The organism is Pseudomonas pisciculturae (assembly GCF_015461805.1).
GTDB classification, from domain to species: Bacteria; Pseudomonadota; Gammaproteobacteria; order Pseudomonadales; family Pseudomonadaceae; genus Aquipseudomonas; species Aquipseudomonas pisciculturae.
Genome location: NZ_JACVZE010000001.1, coordinates 651,917 through 669,189 on the forward strand (window position 1 = coordinate 651,917; position 17,273 = coordinate 669,189).

A 17,273-nucleotide genomic window follows, 5' to 3' on the forward strand; every position below is an offset into this window, starting at 1 on the left:
GCCCTGAATTAAATCGGGGCGTTTTTTTATGCGTATTGGCCACGGCTATGATGTGCACCGTTTCGCCGAAGGCGATTTCATCACCCTGGGCGGCGTGCGCATTGCACACCACCATGGGTTGCTGGCTCATTCCGACGGCGACGTTGTGCTGCATGCCTTGAGCGATGCCTTGCTCGGCGCGGCGGCGTTGGGCGATATCGGCAAGCACTTTCCGGACACTGACCCAACCTTCAAGGGTGCGGACAGCCGGGTATTGCTGCGCCATGTGGTCGGCCTGATCCATGCCAAGGGCTGGAAGGTTGGCAACGTCGATAACACCATCGTCGCCCAGGCGCCGAAAATGGCCCCCCATATTGAGTCGATGCGCGCGCTGATCGCTGCGGATCTGCACATTGAATTGGATCAAGTGAACGTGAAAGCAACCACCACCGAAAAGCTCGGGTTTACCGGTCGTGAAGAGGGCATTGCGGTGCACTCCGTCGCCCTGTTGCTGCGCGCATGAACGACCTGCAACTGCTGGGCCCGCGGGCCTATGGCGAGGCCTTGGGCAGCGCTGTACTGAAAGCTAGCGCTGAAGACTTCCAGGTCGATGAAGTACTCGACATCCCGCTGACCGGCGAAGGTGAGCACCTGTGGTTGTGGGTGGAGAAGCGCGGCCTTAACACTGAAGAGGCGGCGCGGCGTATCGCCAAGGCTGCTGGCGTGCCGTTGCGCACCGTCAGCTATGCCGGGCTCAAGGACCGCCAGGCGTTGACCCGCCAGTGGTTCAGCGTACAGCTGCCAGGCAAGGCCGACCCGGACATGAGTGCGGCTGAAAACGACACCCTCAAGATCCTCAAGACCGCTCGCCATAAGCGCAAGCTGCAACGCGGTGCGCATTCGGCCAACGGCTTCACCTTGCGCCTGACGCAACTGGCTGGTGATACCGCCGCCATCGACGCGCGCTTGCAACTGATTGCACAGCAGGGCATTCCCAATTACTTCGGTGCCCAGCGCTTTGGCCATAACGGCGGCAATGTGGTGGATGCCCGCGAATGGGCTGCCCGCAAGGCCTTGCCGGAGCAGCGCAATGTGCGTTCGCGTCTGCTGTCCACCGCCCGCAGCTTTCTGTTCAACAAAGTGCTGGCGGCGCGGGTTGCCGACGGCTCCTGGCAGCGCGCCCAGGTCGGCGACCTGCTGGCGTTTACTGACAGTCGCAGTTTTTTCCCGGCGGGGGAGGCTGAATGCAGCGACCCGCGCCTGGCGATCCTGGACCTGCACCCCACCGGCCCGCAGTGGGGCGAAGGCGACTCGCCGGCCAGCGGTGCCACCCACGCGTTGGAACAAGCGGTTGCCGCAGGTGAGGCTGACCTGCGCGATTGGCTGGTGAATGCCGGCATGAGCCAGGAACGGCGCATTCTGCGACTGCCCATTGGCGGGTTGACGTGGCATTATCCCGGTCCTGACATTCTGCAATTGGAATTCGTCCTGCCGGCCGGATGCTTCGCCACTGTACTGGTGCGCGAGCTTGTTGATCTGGTGCCGGTGGGGCAGACGGACAGCCCATGCGTATTCTGATATCAAACGATGACGGTGCCACCGCACCCGGCCTTGCCGCGCTCCATGCAGCGCTGGAAGATTACGCCGAGTGCGTGGTGGTTGCCCCCGACCAGGACAAGAGCGGCGCCAGCAGTTCGCTGACGCTCGACCGTCCCCTGCACCCGCAGGTTCTGGCCAATGGCTTTATCAGCGTGAACGGTACGCCCACCGACTGCGTGCACCTGGCAATCAACAGCTTGTTGGATCGGGAGCCGGACCTGGTCGTATCGGGCATCAACCTCGGCGCCAACCTGGGCGATGACGTGCTGTATTCCGGTACTGTTGCGGCTGCACTTGAGGGACGTTTTCTGGGCCGAACCTCGTTTGCTTTCTCGTTGGCTTCGCGCCAATTGGACAACCTGCCCACCGCTGCCTATTTCGCACGCAAGCTGGTGGAGGCCCATAGCTCCCTGGACCTGCCACCGCGCACGGTGCTGAACGTTAATTTCCCCAACTTGCCCTTTGAACACATTCGCGGGTTTCAATTGACGCGCCTCGGGCATCGTTCCCGCGCGGCTGCGCCATTGAAGCTGGTTGACCCGCGTGGCAAGGAAGGCTACTGGATCGCTGCGGCGGGCGACGCCGAGGACGGTGGCCCCGGCACAGACTTTCATGCGGTGATGCAAGGCTATATCTCGATTACCCCGTTGCAACTCGATCGCACCTTCAGTGATGCCTTCAGTAGTCTCGATGGCTGGCTGGAGGCGCTGAACTGATGGCTCGCGAACAAGACGACCTGTTGCGCCGTGGCATCGGGATGACCTCCCAGCGAACCCGTGAGCGTTTGATCCAGCGCCTGTACGAAGAGGGCTTGTCCAACGCCCAGGTGTTGGAAGTCATCCGGCGTACGCCTCGGCACTTGTTTGTCGATGAAGCCCTGGCCCACCGTGCCTACGAAGACACGGCGCTGCCTATCGGCCATAACCAGACCATCTCCCAGCCGTACATGGTGGCACGCATGAGCGAGCTGCTGTTGGCGGCGGGCCCGTTGGACAAGGTACTGGAAATCGGTACCGGCTCCGGTTACCAGACGGCCGTGTTGTCGCAATTGGTTGAGCGGGTGTTCTCGGTCGAGCGTATCAAGGTGCTGCAAGATCGCGCCAAGGAACGTCTGACAGAGCTGAACCTGCGCAACGTGGTATTCCGCTGGGGTGATGGCTGGGAGGGTTGGCCGGCGCTGGCACCTTACAACGGCATCATCGTCACCGCCGTGGCCACCGATGTGCCGCAAGCGTTGCTCGACCAACTGGCCCCTGGCGGGCGGCTGGTCATCCCGGTGGGCTCCGGCGAAGTGCAACAATTGATGCTCATTATCCGTGAGGCCGAAGGCTTTTCACGGCATGTGCTGGGCGCCGTGCGCTTTGTACCGTTGCTCAATGGCCCGCTGGCATGATCATTTTTCGCTGGCAGTGAATTCTGTGGGTGGGGATGTGTCTTACGGCGGGGTCTATTGAGTCAACATGGTCGAACGCCGGCGTTAAACATGATGAATTTTTCGTTTCAGTCGTGTGCCGGTAAAACGTCAATGCCCAGTTATACTTGCGTCATATTTCAAGCCTGATACAGGCGTTCATGTTCAGCCACCATAAAGGGAGCGGCGGGTGAGTCTCACAGGTCTTGCGCAGCGTATGAGTAAAACAAGCTTTCAGCGACTGGTGCTTGGCCTCGTCTTCAGCTCCGTGTTGGTAGGGTGTTCCAGCTCGCCGAGCAGCGGCGCGCGGGTGGTTGACCGCAATAATGCTGCGCCGCAAAAGCCCACGGTGACCACCGGCCAATATGTGGTGCGCAAGGGCGATACGATGTTCTCGATCGCCTTCCGTTATGGCTGGGACTACAAGGCGCTTGCAGCTCGTAACAATATTCCTGTGCCTTATACGATACATCCGGGTCAGACAATTCGCTTCGACGGGCGCACCGGTTCAACGCCCCCTGCGGTCGTGACAAACAGCACGTCTTCGCCGTCGTCTTCGAGCAAAACCACGATCATCACCAGGCCCGCAGGCACTGCCTCGCCAACGATTGCGAGCAAGCCGGCACCGGCTCCTTTGCCCCCTGCCGGGCCTGCTCCGACAGGTTGGGGATGGCCCTCAAACGGGGTGCTGATTGGAAAATTCTCTTCAAACGGTAGTTTGAATAAAGGCATTGATATCGCCGGGGATTTGGGACAGCCTGTTTTAGCTGCGTCTGATGGGACAGTGGTGTACGCCGGGAGTGGTTTACGGGGCTACGGCGAGCTGGTCATCATCAAACACAGCGATACCTACGTCAGTGCTTACGGTCATAACCGTAGGCTGTTGGTTCGGGAGGGGCAGCAGGTCAAAGTCGGACAGACAATTGCCGAAATGGGTTCAACGGGTACAGACCGGGTGAAACTGCACTTTGAGATTCGCCGCCAAGGGAAGCCTGTAGATCCGCTGCAATTCCTACCCCGTCGTTGATGTGTTGCCAGCCTGTTCCCTCACGTAGAAGGAACAGGCTCGAGCGTTGCCAAGGATATAGGCGTCGCTAGAGCTTGAGGTCGAACTCACCAAAGGACTATAACAATGGCTCTCAGTAAAGAAGCGCCGGAGTTTGACATCGACGATGAGGTTCTCCTTGTGGAGACCGGTATCGATATGGATTCGATGTCGAATGAGGGACCTGCTGTACCTTCAGTTCGCACCAAATCCAAGAACTCCACCGCGTTAAAGCAACACAAGTACATTGATTACACACGGGCGCTCGACGCGACCCAGCTGTATCTCAATGAAATCGGCTTTTCCCCTCTGCTTACCCCCGAAGAAGAAGTCCATTTTGCGCGCTTGTCGCAAAAGGGCGACCCGGCTGGGCGCAAGCGCATGATTGAAAGCAACCTGCGGCTGGTGGTGAAAATCGCCCGACGCTACGTCAATCGTGGGCTGTCGCTGCTGGACCTGATCGAGGAGGGCAACCTGGGCTTGATCCGGGCGGTGGAGAAGTTCGACCCTGAGCGGGGTTTCCGCTTTTCAACGTATGCCACCTGGTGGATCCGCCAGACCATCGAACGGGCGATCATGAATCAGACCCGTACGATCCGTTTGCCGATCCATGTGGTCAAGGAGCTCAACGTCTACCTGCGGGCAGCGCGTGAGCTTACGCAAAAACTCGATCATGAACCTTCGCCTGAAGAAATCGCCAACCTGCTGGAGAAGCCGGTAGGGGAGGTCAAGCGCATGCTCGGTTTGAATGAGCGCGTGTCTTCAGTCGATGTCTCGCTGGGTCCGGATTCGGATAAAACCCTGCTGGACACCCTCACCGATGATCGGCCTACAGATCCTTGCGAGCTGTTGCAGGACGATGATCTTTCCCAAAGTATTGACCAGTGGTTGTCTGAGCTCACCGACAAGCAGCGTGAGGTGGTGATTCGCCGCTTCGGCCTGCGCGGCCATGAGAGCAGCACCCTGGAGGATGTAGGCCTGGAGATCGGCTTGACCCGTGAGCGGGTGCGGCAGATCCAGGTAGAAGGGCTCAAGCGCTTGCGTGAGATCCTGGAGAAGAATGGCTTGTCGAGTGAGTCGTTGTTCCAATAAGAGCAAGAACGACGCAGTACAAAAGGTGGGAGGGGGCTTGCTCCCGATAGCGGTGTATCAGTGATGAAAGTATCAACTGAATCACCGCTATCGGGAGCAAGCCCCCTCCCACATTGTTTTGTGTCTGGCGATCTATTGGCGCAAAGCCAAATCCCAGGCATAAAAAAACCCCGCTTTTAAGGGCGGGGTTTTTTCGACTAAGTCAGTACAAGTTAGATAACTTGAACTTCTTCAGCTTGCATGCCTTTCTGACCGCGGGTAGCGATGAAAGAAACCTGTTGGCCTTCTTTCAGGCTTTTGAAGCCGTCGGATTGGATAGCTTTGAAGTGAACGAACAGGTCGTCACCGGATTGTGGAGTGATGAAGCCGAAGCCTTTTTCATCGTTGAACCACTTAACGGTACCAGTTTGGCGATTAGACATGGTGTATCTCCTTGGACAAAGTTAACTGCGACTCAGGAAAAGCCCTGGCCGAGACTGAGTGCAAAGAGCAGGAAAAATTCTTGGAGATGGTTGGATCGAAATTCAACATATCGTGTAGAGATTCTCAGTGACACAAGCAGCACAGTGGCGCCACCTTAACCCTTTTTCCGGAACGTGCCAATGGTATTTCCGAAGGTTTCTCTATTTTCGTGACTGGCGGTGGTATTTACCGTCCCCTGGCGGGGCAATACGAGTGCCCGCCCCGCGGGCTGTGGCTTATAGCCAGCGGCGCATTCGTCAAGAAAAGCCGTATGGCCTTTGAACCCCAACGCCGGCCCCGGTAAGATGCCCCACAGAATTTTTCCACCTCGCTATTCAGGACACCCGCCATGAGCATCAAATCGGACAAGTGGATTCGCCGCATGGCGCAAGAGCACGGCATGATCGAACCGTTCGTCGAGCGCCAGATCCGTGGCCAGGGCGATGCCCCGGTGATCTCCTACGGTGTTTCCAGCTACGGCTACGACGTGCGCTGCGCCGATGAATTCAAGGTGTTCACCAATATTAACTCGGCGATCGTCGACCCTAAGAACTTCGACGAAAAGAGCTTCGTCGACGTCAAGAGCGACGTGTGCATCATCCCGCCAAACTCCTTCGCCCTGGCGCGCACCGTGGAATTCTTCCGTATTCCCCGTGACGTGCTGACCATCTGCCTGGGTAAAAGCACCTACGCGCGTTGCGGCATTATCGTCAACGTGACGCCGCTTGAGCCCGAGTGGGAAGGCCACGTGACCCTGGAATTCTCCAACACCACCACCTTGCCGGCGAAGATCTATGCCAACGAGGGCGTGGCGCAGATGCTGTTCCTACAGTCTGACGAGGCCTGCGAAGTGTCCTATAAAGATCGTGCAGGCAAGTATCAGGGCCAGCGCGGCGTCACTCTCCCGCGCGCTTGATCGAAAGGTCTTACACGCGAAGGGAATTTGTCTGCGGGAAGTGACTCTATTGGGTGTACTGCCTCGGCGCGTGCAAAACGCGTCGAGCCACGCTTGAGGAGTACCGTATGAAGATCGACCCGCGAATCAGCGCAGAACTTGCTCGGCTTGAACCCAACCAGATTGGTGTTCTGGCCTGGTCCCTGATGGCCGATCCCGCCTACGCGGGCGGCATTCCCGGCCAACCCGAGCCGGATTACCCACAGCCTACCGAGCCCGGTGAGCCAACCCTGCCGGACGAGCCACCTCCCGCTCCAGTCGCCTGATTCTTAGGCTATCGGCCAGACATCATGATCGCCAATCACAAAGATTCGGCGGTCATTGCCCTGTTCCACTGCGTACCCCCCGGTAAACGCGCCAAATGCCGGCAGCAGGCTTATCTGCGTGCCGATTTGGTAGCACGGTAGCCGCAAGCTCTGCCGCCCCTTGCCGCGCAAGCGGTACACCGGATGCACATGCCCAGCCAGTACGTGGTGGCTACGATGTGCGTGCGGTTCGTGCTGCAACGCAAAGGGGCCCATCAGCAGCGGCTCAGGCACGACCTCTATCCGCAAGTCTGCGGGCGGGTCGCCTGCGCGTTTATCGTGATTGCCGCGAATCAGGGTCATCACCAGCCCCGAATGACGTTCACGCCAGGCGCGCAGGGCGCCCAAGGTGCCGCTGGCGTGTGAGCCAGGGCCGTGCAAAAAGTCCCCGAGAAAGATCATCTGGTCACAGGCATACGCCGACAGCAACCGATCCAGGCGCTCCAGATTGGCGGCAGTGGTGCCCTGCGGCACCGGTTGCCCGAGGCTGCGATAGGCCGAGGCCTTGCCAAAATGCGCGTCGGCAATCAGCAGGCAGCGGCGCGCGGGCCAGTAGATGGCCTTGTCCGCCAGCAACCACAGCTCCTCGCCCTCAAGTATCAGTGAATAGTGCATCAACGCTTCCCGTTATCTGCGACTTTTTCCAGGTCTTTGACCATCCGCGCAATGCGCTCTGAGAGCTTTTCCGAACTCATACTCTCGCGCATACGCTCAACCAGCAGTGGGAAGGCCAGCGGTGTCGGTCGTTCGATCAGGCGCAGGTCGAGTTTCAGCGCCGACAGGTGGCTTAACGTCTCTTCAAGCCTGCGAATATCCAACTCATCGCGCAGGACTTCTTCCCCGGCCTGGGTCAGCAACAGGTTCTGCGGGTCATATTGCTTGAACACTTCGAAGAACAAGCCACTGGATGCCTGCACCTGCCGCGTACTCTTTGGCGCGCCGGGGTAGCCGGCAAACACCAGCCCGGCGATGCGTGCGATTTCGCGAAAGCGGCGCAAGGCCAGTTCCCCGGCATTCAGGCTGGCAGCCACGTCATGCAGCAAGTGGTCAGGGCTCAGCAGCGCACCGTCTACCAGTAATGCAGGCCATTCCACCTCAGTGGCACTCAACAACTCCAGGCCGTAATCATTCACGGCAATCGAGAAGGTCACCGCTTGCTGTTGACTGACTCGCCACGCCAACAGGCTGGCCAAGCCAAGATGAACCTGACGCCCGGCGAATGGGTAGAGAAACAAGTGCCACCCTTCACGGGATTTCAACGTTTCAGCCAACAGATGCTCGCGCGTCGGTAGCCCGGACCAGCGCAACTGCGTCTGCAACAAGGGGCGCACCGCCTGCATCTCCGGCCCCGCGAACTGGCCGTGGGCTGCCGCATCCAAGCGCTCCACGACCGCCTGCGCGAGTTCATTGGAAAGGGGCATGCGCCCGCCATTCCAGCGCGGTACGGCGGCTTTTTTCGCAGTACTGCGGCGCACGTAGGCGGTCATGTTTTCCACTCGCACCAATTCCAGTAAACGCCCGGCAAACAGGAACCCATCACCGGGCTTGAGCCTGGCGATAAACCCTTCCTCGACACTGCCGAGGTTTTTGCCGCCACCGCCCTTGCTCCAGAATTTCAGCTGGATACTGGCATCGCTGACGATGGTGCCCACGCTCATGCGATGGCGGCGCGCCAGCCGTGCATCGGGCACGCGCCAGATGCCGTGTTCGTCGGGCTCCACGCGTCGGTAATCCGGATAAGCGGTCAGCGACAGACCGCCGTGGCGCACAAAACCCAAGGCCCAGGCCCAATCCTCATCCGTCAGGTCGCGATAAGCCCAGGCGCCGCGCACTTCGGCCAGCAGCGCATCGGGCGTAAAGCCACCGCCCAGCGCCATGCTTACCAGGTGTTGTACGAGCACATCCAGCGGCTTGTAAGGCGATTCCCGCGCCTCGATATGTCGCAGGGCAATTGCATCCTGAACGGCAGCCGCTTCCACCAACTCCAGGCTATGGGTCGGCACCAGCGTCACCCGCGACGGCCGCCCCGGCGCATGCCCCGAGCGCCCGGCACGTTGCATCAGGCGCGCCACGCCTTTGGCCGAGCCGATCTGTAACACCCGCACCACCGGCAGAAAATCCACCCCCAGGTCCAGGCTCGACGTGCACACCACCGCTTTGAGCTGGCCTTCTTTCAAGGCCCGCTCGACCCAGTCACGGGTTTCCCGCGACAACGAGCCATGGTGCAGCGCAATCACCCCTGCCCAGTCCGGGCGGGCATCCAGCAGTGCCTGGTACCAGATTTCCGATTGCGCCCGCGTGTTGGTGAACACCAGGCAGCTGCTGCTGGCGTCAACCTCGGCCACCACGTTGGGCAGCATCTTCAAGCCGATATGCCCGGCCCAGGGAAACCGTTCGGCAGTCGGCGGCAACAAGGTGTCGACACGCAGCTCTTTGGCCGTCTGCCCTTGCACGTTGATGCCATCGCCTTGTGGGATCAAGACGTCCAAGGCGTGGGATTGATTACCCAGCGTCGCCGAAATCCCCCACACCATCAGATCAGGGTGCCAGCGCCGCAGCCGCGCCAAGGCCAGTTGCAACTGCACACCGCGTTTATTGCCGATCAGCTCGTGCCATTCGTCCACCACCACCATGCGCACGTTCGCCAGGCTCACCTCGCTGTCGGCGCGGGCGAGCATCAGGGTTAGGCTTTCCGGGGTGGTGACCAGGGCAGTGGGTTGGCGCCGTGTTTGGCGTGCCCGCTCGCTGCTGCTGGTATCGCCGGTGCGCAGGCCGACGCTCCAGGGAATCTCTAACGCCCCCAGTGGCGCTTCAAGGGCGCGGGCGGTGTCGGCCGCCAGCGCGCGCATGGGGGTGATCCACAGCACCGTCAGGGGCTCGGTGGGCGGTTTGCGTTTGCCACTGGTGGGTGGGCGGGTGATGGCGAAGCGGTTAAGGGCGGCAAACCACAGCGCATAGGTTTTACCGGCACCGGTGCTGGCGTGCAGCAAACCCGATTGGCCAGCCTTGACCGCCGCCCACACGGCTTTCTGAAAGGCGAACGGCTTCCAGCCTTTGGCGGCAAACCATTGCTTGGCGAAGTCGTGAGGTTTTGCCATGCGTGCGCTGACGCTCTGAAGGGTCTATTGCAGAGACCCTTCAGGCAGCGCAAAGGTTTACTTCAAATTGCCACTGAGGAACTGTTGCAGGCGCTCGCTCTTGGGGTTGCCGAGCACATCCTCCGGCGCGCCTTGCTCCTCTACCAAGCCTTGGTGCAGGAACAACACCTGGCTCGATACCTTGCGGGCAAAGCTCATCTCGTGGGTCACCATGATCATGGTGCGGCCTTCCTCGGCCAGGCCCTGAATTACCTTGAGCACTTCACCCACTAGCTCGGGGTCGAGGGCCGAGGTGGGTTCGTCGAATAGCATCACCTCCGGCTCCATCGCCAACGCGCGAGCGATGGCCACCCGTTGCTGCTGGCCGCCGGAGAGAAACGCCGGGTATTGATCGGCCACGCGGGCCGGCAGGCCGACTTTGTCCAGGTAGCGACGGGCACGGTCTTCGGCGTCTTTCTTGCTGCAACCCAGCACCCGGCGTGGGGCCATGGTGATGTTTTCGAGCACGCTCATGTGGCTCCACAGGTTGAAATGCTGGAACACCATCGCCAGCCGTGTGCGCAGGCGCTGCAACTCGGCGTCGTCGGCTACGCGCATGCCATGGTGGTCGCTGACCATGCGGATCGGCTTGCCGTCGAGGGTCATGGCGCCGTCGTTGGGGGTTTCCAGGAAGTTGATGCAACGCAAAAATGTGCTTTTGCCCGAGCCGCTGGCGCCGATCAGGCTGATCACGTCACCGGTCTTGGCCTTGAGCGAGACACCTTTGAGCACCTCATTGTCGCCATAGCTTTTATGCAGGCCTTCAACGGTCAGTTTGTACATGGGGCGTGCATCCTCAAGGCGAAAGTAGATAGCCGCTGCGGTAGGCATCAAGGCCTGCGACATGGCCGATGACCATCCCGGCAGTGGCCATGCGGCGCAGCGAACGGGCGTAAAGCAGGCCGGCCTTTTGGCAGTGCACCGGCGTTACGCGGTCGGTAATGGGGTCGATGATTTCGGCGATCAGTTGCCCGGCTTCCAGGTATTCCCCCGGTAGCGCGCTGAACACCAGCAGGCCGCCTACGGGCGTGGCCACCGGTTCAACGCCGGCCAATGGCGTGGCCGGGTAGGGCAGGTCGGGCAGCGGTGCCACGTCGCCGGCAATTGCGCCGAAGTGAATCAGGTAGTCGATGATCGCTTGGCAATCGAGGGCGGCCAGGCCATGGTTGACGTCGCCCTGACCGCGTAACTCGACGGTCACCGAAAAGCTGCCCATGGGGATAGGGAAGCGCTCGCCGAAGCGTTGCTGCAACTGCCACCACACCAGGGTGAAACACTCATCGAAGGATTGCCCGCCGGAGTCGGTGGCCAAAAGGTTCGCCTCCGAGCCGATGTAGCGCGCCAGCGGCTCCACCCGGGGCCAGGCCTCAGGCGTGGTGTACAGGTGCGCCACTGCTTCGAAGTCGCAATGCAGGTCCAGTACCATATCGGCGTCGCAGGCCAGGCGTTGCAGTACCAGGCGTTGGGATTGCAATTGAGTACTGGCGGTTTGCGCGGCAAGTGCAGTGCAGAGGGCGTCGCGGATCAGCTTGATGTTGCGCTGGGGATCATCGCCGAGTCTGTCCTCGACTTGGTTGCCCACCGCTTCACTGAGGTCGACAAACAGGCGATTGAAGTTCTGCCCGCTCTCCAGTTCATAACGACCCAGCGGGATATCCATCAACACCTGTTCCAGCCCTACCGGGTTGGCGATGGGCACCAGCACGATCTCGCTGCGCAGGCGTCCGGCCTTTGCCAGCTCGGCCAGGCGCACCTTCAAGTGCCACGCCACCAGCATGCCCGGCAGCTCATCGGCGTGCAGCGACGACTGAATGTAAATCTTGCCTGCGGCCTGTTCGGGGCCGAAGTGAAAACTGTGAATCTGCCGCGCCGTACCTGGCACTGGCGCGATCAGTTCATGTACCTGATGACGCATACAAACTCCTTAATGACTCGGCCCGAGAAAGGCCAGCCAGCGGCGCTCCGCCAGGCGGAACAGCCCGACCAACGCAAAGGTCACGGTCAGGTAGATCAGCGCAGCGATGCCAAATGATTGAAAGGTCATGAAGGTGGCCGAGTTGGCATCCCGCGCCACTTTGAGGATGTCGGGGATCGTTGCGGTGAAGGCCACTGTGGTCGAGTGCAACATCAGGATCACTTCGTTGCTGTAGTAGGGCAGCGAGCGGCGCAATGCCGACGGCATGATCACGTAGGCGTATAGCTTCCAGCCGCTCAAGCCGTAGGCCTTGGCTGCTTCGACTTCGCCGTGGGCCATGCTGCGGATCGACCCGGCGAAAATCTCCGTGGTGTAGGCGCAGGTGTTGAGGGCGAAGGCCAGGATCGTGCAGTTCATCGCATCGCGAAAGAACGCATCCAGCAGCGGTTGCTCGCGCACGGCGGCGATGCTGTAGATGCCGGTGTAGCAGATCAGCAGCTGGATATAGAGCGGTGTGCCCCGAAACAGGTAGGTGTAGAACTGCACCGGCCAGCGTACCAGGCGATTGCGCGATACACGGGCAATGGACAGCGGGATCGACACCAGAAAGCCGATGACCAGCGCGGCGCTGAGCAGCCACATCGTCATGGCCAGGCCGGTGATGTGCTGGCCGTCGCTGTAAAGGAACGGGCGCCAGTATTCCTGCAAGAGTTCGATCATCGCACCGCCTCCCGTGAGCCTGCGGAGTAGCGGCGTTCAAGACGACGCAACACAAAGTTCGACGCGCTGGTGATCAACAGGTAGATCAACGCGGCGAGTACCAGGAAATAAAACAGTTGATAGGTGCTCTTGCCCGCATCCTGGGCGGCTTTGACCAGGTCGGCCAGGCCGATGATCGACACCAGGGCCGTGGCCTTGAGCATCACCATCCAGTTATTGCCGATGCCTGGCAGGGCAAAACGCATCATCTGCGGGAAGGTCACGTAGCGAAACCGCTGCCCGCGCTTGAGGCCATAGGCCGTGGCGGCTTCCAGTTGGCCACGGGGCACCGCGAGGATCGCGCCGCGAAAGGTCTCGGTGAAATACGCACCGTAGATAAAGCCCAGGGTGATCACCCCGGCGCTGAACGGGTCGATCTCGATGTATTCCCATTCCATAAAGTCGGTAAGACCGGTCAGCCAGGTTTGCAGGCTGTAGAAAATCAGCAGCATCAGCACCAAGTCAGGCACACCGCGAATCAGGGTGGTGTAGAGCTGGGCGGGGATGCGCAAGAAGGGCAGGCTGGACAGTTTGGCGCTCGCGCCGAGCAGGCCCAGCAATACGCTGACGGCCAACGACAGCACCGACAACTTGATGGTCATCCAGGTGCCTTGCAGCAACAGCGGGCCGAAACCCTTCAAGCTGAGCGCGCTCAGCCCGAGGGTTTGCAACAGTTCTTCGAACATAAATCAGGACCTATGGCGATAAAAAGGCGCCCCTCCCTTCGAAGGGGCGCCCAGGGCATTACTTGCCGCTGTACAGGTTCAGATCGCCAAAGTGTTTCTTCTGGATGGTGGCGTAGGTGCCATCATCGTGTAACGCTTTGATACCTTTATCCAGGAGCGCCTTCAGCTCAGTGTTACCTTGCTTGATACCGATGGCGGTTTTCGACGGCAGCAACGGGTCGTCAATGGCAGCGCTGACTTCGTAGCCGGCGCCGGCTGGCGACTTCAAAAAGCCCAGTTCGGCTTGCAGCATGTCCTGCACCGAGGCGTCGAGACGGCCGGAAGTCAGGTCGGCGTACACCTGGTCCTGGTTGGCGTAGGCCTTGGTGGTCACACCGGCTTTATCCAGCACGGCCTTGGCGTAGGCTTCCTGGATGGTGCCTTGCTCGTAGCCCACCGATTTACCCTTGAGCGACTCAGGTGTAGAGAACCCCGCGCCTTTCTTGAACACCAGCGAAGTCGGGCCGGAGAACAGTTCGTTGGAGAAGTCGATGGCCTTTTCACGCACCGGGGTCACGGTCATGGACGAAATCACACCGTCGAACTTGTTGGCTTTCAGGCCTGGAATCATGCCGTCGAAGTCACTTTCGACCCACTTGCACTTCACTTTCAGCTCGGCACAGATGGCATTGCCCAGGTCGATATCGAAGCCCACCAGGCTGCCGTCGGCAGCTTTGGATTCAAACGGCGCGTAGGACGGATCGACACCAAAACGCAATTCCTTGTATTCCTTGGCCAGCGCAGAACCTGCGGCCATGCACAGAGCCAGTGCAGAAAGGGTCAGCAATGCTTTTTTCATTATGTAATCCCTGGAAACCAAGATAAGCGCTTGTGGCGCGTTTTTAGGACTGTTACTGAACGGTGTCAGACGCAACACAGGTAGCAATTTCTGCACCATAGTTCCGAAAGTAGTTCCGAATGATCGTTTTAAAAGGTGGGAATAAGGAAAGCTGAGTGTAGGAGATGCCCGAAAGTGGGCACTGAAAATCCAGCGCACCATTTCAGCTCAGTTGAAGATCCAAATGTGGGAGGGGGCTTGCCCCCGATGGCGGTGTGTCAGCCACCAGATATTTTGACTGACACACTGCAATCGGGGGCAAGCCCCCTCCCACAGGTGTTTTGTGTCAGGTCAGTAAGTCTTGCAGTGTGGCCAGGCTATCGGCTTCTTCCACCGGCTTATCCTGCCGCCAGCGCAACATCCTCGGAAACCGCACCGCAATCCCGCTCTTATGCCGCTTGGACAGGGCAATCCCCTCGAACCCCAACTCAAACACCATGCTGGGCGTCACGCTGCTCACCGGGCCGAATTTTTCCACGGTGGTCTTGCGCACAATCCCATCGACCTTGCGCATTTCTTCGTCGGTGAGCCCGGAATAAGCCTTGGCGAACGGCACCAGCGTACGTTCGCTGCCGGGCGGGCCGTCCCACACGGCAAAGGTGTAGTCGCTATAGAGGCTGGCACGCCGACCGTGGCCACGCTGGGCGTAGATCAACACGGCATCGACGCTGAACGGGTCGACCTTCCACTTCCACCACAGGCCCATGTCCTTGGTGCGGCCCACGCCATACAGGCCTTTGCGATCCTTGAGCATCATGCCTTCCACGCCCAGGCTGCGGGAGGCTTCGCGTTGTTCGGCCAGATCGTCCCAGGTAGCGCCGCTCAACAGTGGTGAGGGTTGCAGCACCGGTTGGTTGCACTGGGCAATCACCTGTTCAAGCTGGGTGCGGCGTTCGGCTTGGGTGTGGTTGCGCCAATCGTCGCCCTGATGCTCCAACAGGTCATAGGCCAGGACGATCACCGGCGCTTCTTCGAGGACTTTCTTGCTCAACGTCTTGCGCCCGATCCTCTGTTGCAGCAGGGCAAAGGGTTGCACCGCGTTTTTCCACACCACGATTTCGCCGTCGATCACCGTGCCATCCGGCAGGCCGCTGACCAGGCCGTGAAGTTCGGGGAAGCGTTCGGTCACCAGTTCTTCGCCTCGGGACCAGATCCACAGGCGGCCGTCTCGCTTGACCAGTTGTGAACGGATGCCGTCCCACTTCCACTCCACCTGCCAGTCGGCGGGGGAGCCGAGCAGCGTGTCGAACTGCTCCACAGGTTGCGCCAGGCCATGGGCGAGAAAAAACGGATACGGCTGCCCGCCCCGTTGCGCATGCTCGTCCGGCGATTCAGCGGCGATCAGCTTGAGGTAACCCTCAGGCGTAGGACGGTTGGACAAATCCGTGTAGCCCACCAGTCGTTGGGCCACGCGCTTGCTGTCGAGGTCGGCCAGGGCGGCGAGGGCGCGGGTGACCAGCAATTTGGACACCCCTACACGAAAGCTGCCGGTGATTAACTTGATGCACACCATCAGGCTCGGTTGATCCAGCTGTGCCCACAGCGCAGGCAAGCGCTCGGCCAATTCCAGGGGCGGCAGGCCGCGCAGCGGCAGCAGTTTTTCTTCCAGCCAGACGGCCAGACCGTCTTCCGAGGTGTAGGGGGATTCCGGCAACAGCAGGGAAATGGTCTCTGCCAGATCACCTACCGACTGATAGCTCTCTTCAAATAACCACGGCTCGATACCGGACGCTTCGGTGGCCATATCCCGTAGCAAGCGCGTGGGCACCAGTTGCCGAGGTCGTCCGCCGGAGAGGAAGTACACCGCCCACGCGGCATCTTGCGGCGGCGCCTGGCGGAAATAGGCCTGCAACGCGGCAAGCTTGGCGTTGCTGGAGGTGGTGGCATCGAGGTTGGCGTACAGCTCGGCGAAGGCTTTCATACGCTGGCCTCTTCTTCGTCATCGCCGTATTCGGTAGTAAAACCCTGGGCGTCCAAGCCTTTTTCCCGCAGGTGGCGCACCAACACCCCCACAGAACCGTGGGTAACCATGACTCGTTCGGCGCCGGTTTGCTCGATGGCCCACAGCAGGCCGGGCCAGTCGGCGTGGTCCGACAGCACAAAGCCACGGTCGACGCCACGGCGTCGGCGCGTGCCACGCAGGCGCATCCAACCGCTGGCGAAGGCATCGCTGTAGTCGCCAAAGCGCTTGATCCAACTGCTGCCGCCAGCGGAAGGCGGGGCGATGATCAGGGCTTGGCGCAGCAGGGGGTCGTTTTTTTGGAAGTCACTGGCATAGAGGGTTTCGGGGATATAGATGCCAGCTTCGCGGTACACCCGGTTCAAGGGCTCGACCGCGCCATGGCTGAGGATCGGGCCGAGGCTGGCATCAATGCCATGCAGGATGCGCTGTGCCTTGCCGAAGGAATAACAGAACAACACGCTGGCCTTGCCGGCGGCGATATTGGCCTGCCACCAATCGTTGATCCCGGCAAAGATCTGCGCCTGAGGCTGCCAACGATAGATCGGCAGGCCGAAGGTGGATTCGGTGATAAAGGTGTGGCAGCGCACCGGTTCGAACGGCGCACAGGTGCCATCGGGTTCGACCTTGTAGTCGCCGGAGGCCACCCAGACCTCGCCTTGATATTCCAGGCGCACTTGGGCCGAGCCCAGGACATGCCCGGCGGGATGAAAACTCAGGGTGACGCCGTGATGCACCAACCGTTCGCCGTAGGCCAGGGTTTGCAGGTTGATGTCCTGGCCCAGTCGCGAGCGCAGGATGCCTTCGCCGGGGGCGGCGGCCAAGTAGTGCTGGTTGCCGGTGCGGGCGTGATCGCCATGGGCGTGGGTGATGACCGCACGATCCACCGGGCGCCAGGGGTCGATATAGAAATCGCCGGCGGGGCAGTAGAGGCCTTCGGGGCGGGCGATGACAAGGTCCATGGGCGTGCCGGGGGCGATGGGCTTATCAGGTATGAGGGGAGTGAGACTTGAGAAGTTCTATCTGATTGCATGCAGAACAAATGTGGGAGCTGGCTTGCCTGCGATGGCGGTGTATCAGTCACTGAAAGA

General features: G+C 60.4%; 18 protein-coding genes. 8 read left to right on the forward strand and 10 right to left on the reverse strand.

Annotation, left to right across the window (positions count from 1 at the left end):
* Positions 1-28: 28 nt before the first annotated feature.
* The 6 genes from ispF (at position 29) to rpoS (ending at position 5,126) form a co-directional block, all read left to right on the forward strand.
* Complete coding sequence (gene ispF, locus ICY20_RS02905; protein ID WP_025855145.1) at positions 29-502, forward strand: 2-C-methyl-D-erythritol 2,4-cyclodiphosphate synthase; 474 nt, start codon at positions 29-31, stop codon at positions 500-502.
* Positions 499-1,557: a tRNA pseudouridine(13) synthase TruD gene (truD, locus tag ICY20_RS02910; RefSeq protein WP_194936884.1), complete on the forward strand. Its 1,059-nt coding sequence runs from the start codon at positions 499-501 to the stop codon at positions 1,555-1,557. Before ispF ends, truD begins: the two co-directional genes overlap by 4 nt.
* Complete coding sequence (gene surE, locus ICY20_RS02915; protein ID WP_159956542.1) at positions 1,545-2,294, forward strand: 5'/3'-nucleotidase SurE; 750 nt, start codon at positions 1,545-1,547, stop codon at positions 2,292-2,294. Before truD ends, surE begins: the two co-directional genes overlap by 13 nt.
* Positions 2,295-2,335: 41 nt before the next feature.
* Complete coding sequence (locus ICY20_RS02920) at positions 2,336-2,971, forward strand: protein-L-isoaspartate(D-aspartate) O-methyltransferase (protein ID WP_194937095.1); 636 nt, start codon at positions 2,336-2,338, stop codon at positions 2,969-2,971.
* A gap of 208 nt (positions 2,972-3,179) precedes the next feature.
* Complete coding sequence (locus ICY20_RS02925) at positions 3,180-4,016, forward strand: peptidoglycan DD-metalloendopeptidase family protein (RefSeq protein WP_159956538.1); 837 nt, start codon at positions 3,180-3,182, stop codon at positions 4,014-4,016.
* A 105-nt stretch (positions 4,017-4,121) separates the two neighbouring features.
* Positions 4,122-5,126 carry an RNA polymerase sigma factor RpoS gene (rpoS, locus tag ICY20_RS02930; protein ID WP_159956536.1) on the forward strand — a complete coding sequence of 335 codons (1,005 nt, stop codon included), beginning with the start codon at positions 4,122-4,124 and terminating at the stop codon, positions 5,124-5,126.
* Between the two features lie 212 nt (positions 5,127-5,338).
* Here the strand turns inward: rpoS and ICY20_RS02935 are convergent, their stop codons facing one another.
* The gene (locus tag ICY20_RS02935; protein ID WP_002554837.1) at positions 5,339-5,548 is read right to left on the reverse strand and encodes a cold-shock protein; all 210 of its coding nucleotides are present in this window, start codon (positions 5,546-5,548) and stop codon (positions 5,339-5,341) included.
* 389 nt (positions 5,549-5,937) lie between these two features.
* On the opposite strand from ICY20_RS02935, the gene dcd reads away from it, so the two are divergent.
* Both dcd and ICY20_RS02945 read left to right on the forward strand, forming a co-directional pair.
* Positions 5,938-6,504 (forward strand): dCTP deaminase, encoded by a 567-nt coding sequence (dcd, locus tag ICY20_RS02940; protein WP_010212421.1) that lies wholly within the window; start codon positions 5,938-5,940, stop codon positions 6,502-6,504.
* A 107-nt stretch (positions 6,505-6,611) separates the two neighbouring features.
* The gene (locus tag ICY20_RS02945; RefSeq protein ID WP_010212420.1) at positions 6,612-6,809 is read left to right on the forward strand and encodes a hypothetical protein; all 198 of its coding nucleotides are present in this window, start codon (positions 6,612-6,614) and stop codon (positions 6,807-6,809) included.
* Positions 6,810-6,812: 3 nt separating this feature from the next.
* Here the strand turns inward: ICY20_RS02945 and pdeM are convergent, their stop codons facing one another.
* The 9 genes from pdeM to ICY20_RS02990 form a co-directional block, all read right to left on the reverse strand.
* A complete protein-coding gene (pdeM, locus tag ICY20_RS02950; protein WP_194936885.1) occupies positions 6,813-7,463 on the reverse strand; it encodes a ligase-associated DNA damage response endonuclease PdeM in 651 nt (216 codons plus the stop codon).
* Positions 7,463-9,946 (reverse strand): ligase-associated DNA damage response DEXH box helicase, encoded by a 2,484-nt coding sequence (locus ICY20_RS02955; RefSeq protein ID WP_194936886.1) that lies wholly within the window; start codon positions 9,944-9,946, stop codon positions 7,463-7,465. Before ICY20_RS02955 ends, pdeM begins: the two co-directional genes overlap by 1 nt.
* A gap of 57 nt (positions 9,947-10,003) precedes the next feature.
* Positions 10,004-10,768, reverse strand: a complete 765-nt coding sequence (locus ICY20_RS02960; RefSeq protein WP_159962260.1) for an ABC transporter ATP-binding protein — start codon at positions 10,766-10,768, stop codon at positions 10,004-10,006.
* Between the two features lie 13 nt (positions 10,769-10,781).
* Positions 10,782-11,900: a succinylglutamate desuccinylase/aspartoacylase family protein gene (locus tag ICY20_RS02965; protein WP_159962261.1), complete on the reverse strand. Its 1,119-nt coding sequence runs from the start codon at positions 11,898-11,900 to the stop codon at positions 10,782-10,784.
* Between the two features lie 9 nt (positions 11,901-11,909).
* Positions 11,910-12,620: an ABC transporter permease gene (locus ICY20_RS02970; protein WP_101267306.1), complete on the reverse strand. Its 711-nt coding sequence runs from the start codon at positions 12,618-12,620 to the stop codon at positions 11,910-11,912.
* A complete protein-coding gene (locus tag ICY20_RS02975; protein WP_053137181.1) occupies positions 12,617-13,345 on the reverse strand; it encodes an ABC transporter permease in 729 nt (242 codons plus the stop codon). Before ICY20_RS02975 ends, ICY20_RS02970 begins: the two co-directional genes overlap by 4 nt.
* A gap of 58 nt (positions 13,346-13,403) precedes the next feature.
* Positions 13,404-14,183: a transporter substrate-binding domain-containing protein gene (locus tag ICY20_RS02980; RefSeq protein WP_159962262.1), complete on the reverse strand. Its 780-nt coding sequence runs from the start codon at positions 14,181-14,183 to the stop codon at positions 13,404-13,406.
* Positions 14,184-14,508: 325 nt separating this feature from the next.
* Complete coding sequence (locus ICY20_RS02985) at positions 14,509-16,143, reverse strand: ATP-dependent DNA ligase (RefSeq protein WP_194936887.1); 1,635 nt, start codon at positions 16,141-16,143, stop codon at positions 14,509-14,511.
* Positions 16,140-17,144 (reverse strand): ligase-associated DNA damage response exonuclease, encoded by a 1,005-nt coding sequence (locus tag ICY20_RS02990; protein WP_194936888.1) that lies wholly within the window; start codon positions 17,142-17,144, stop codon positions 16,140-16,142. The genes ICY20_RS02985 and ICY20_RS02990 overlap by 4 nt, the downstream gene beginning before the upstream one ends.
* Positions 17,145-17,273: the final 129 nt, after the last annotated feature.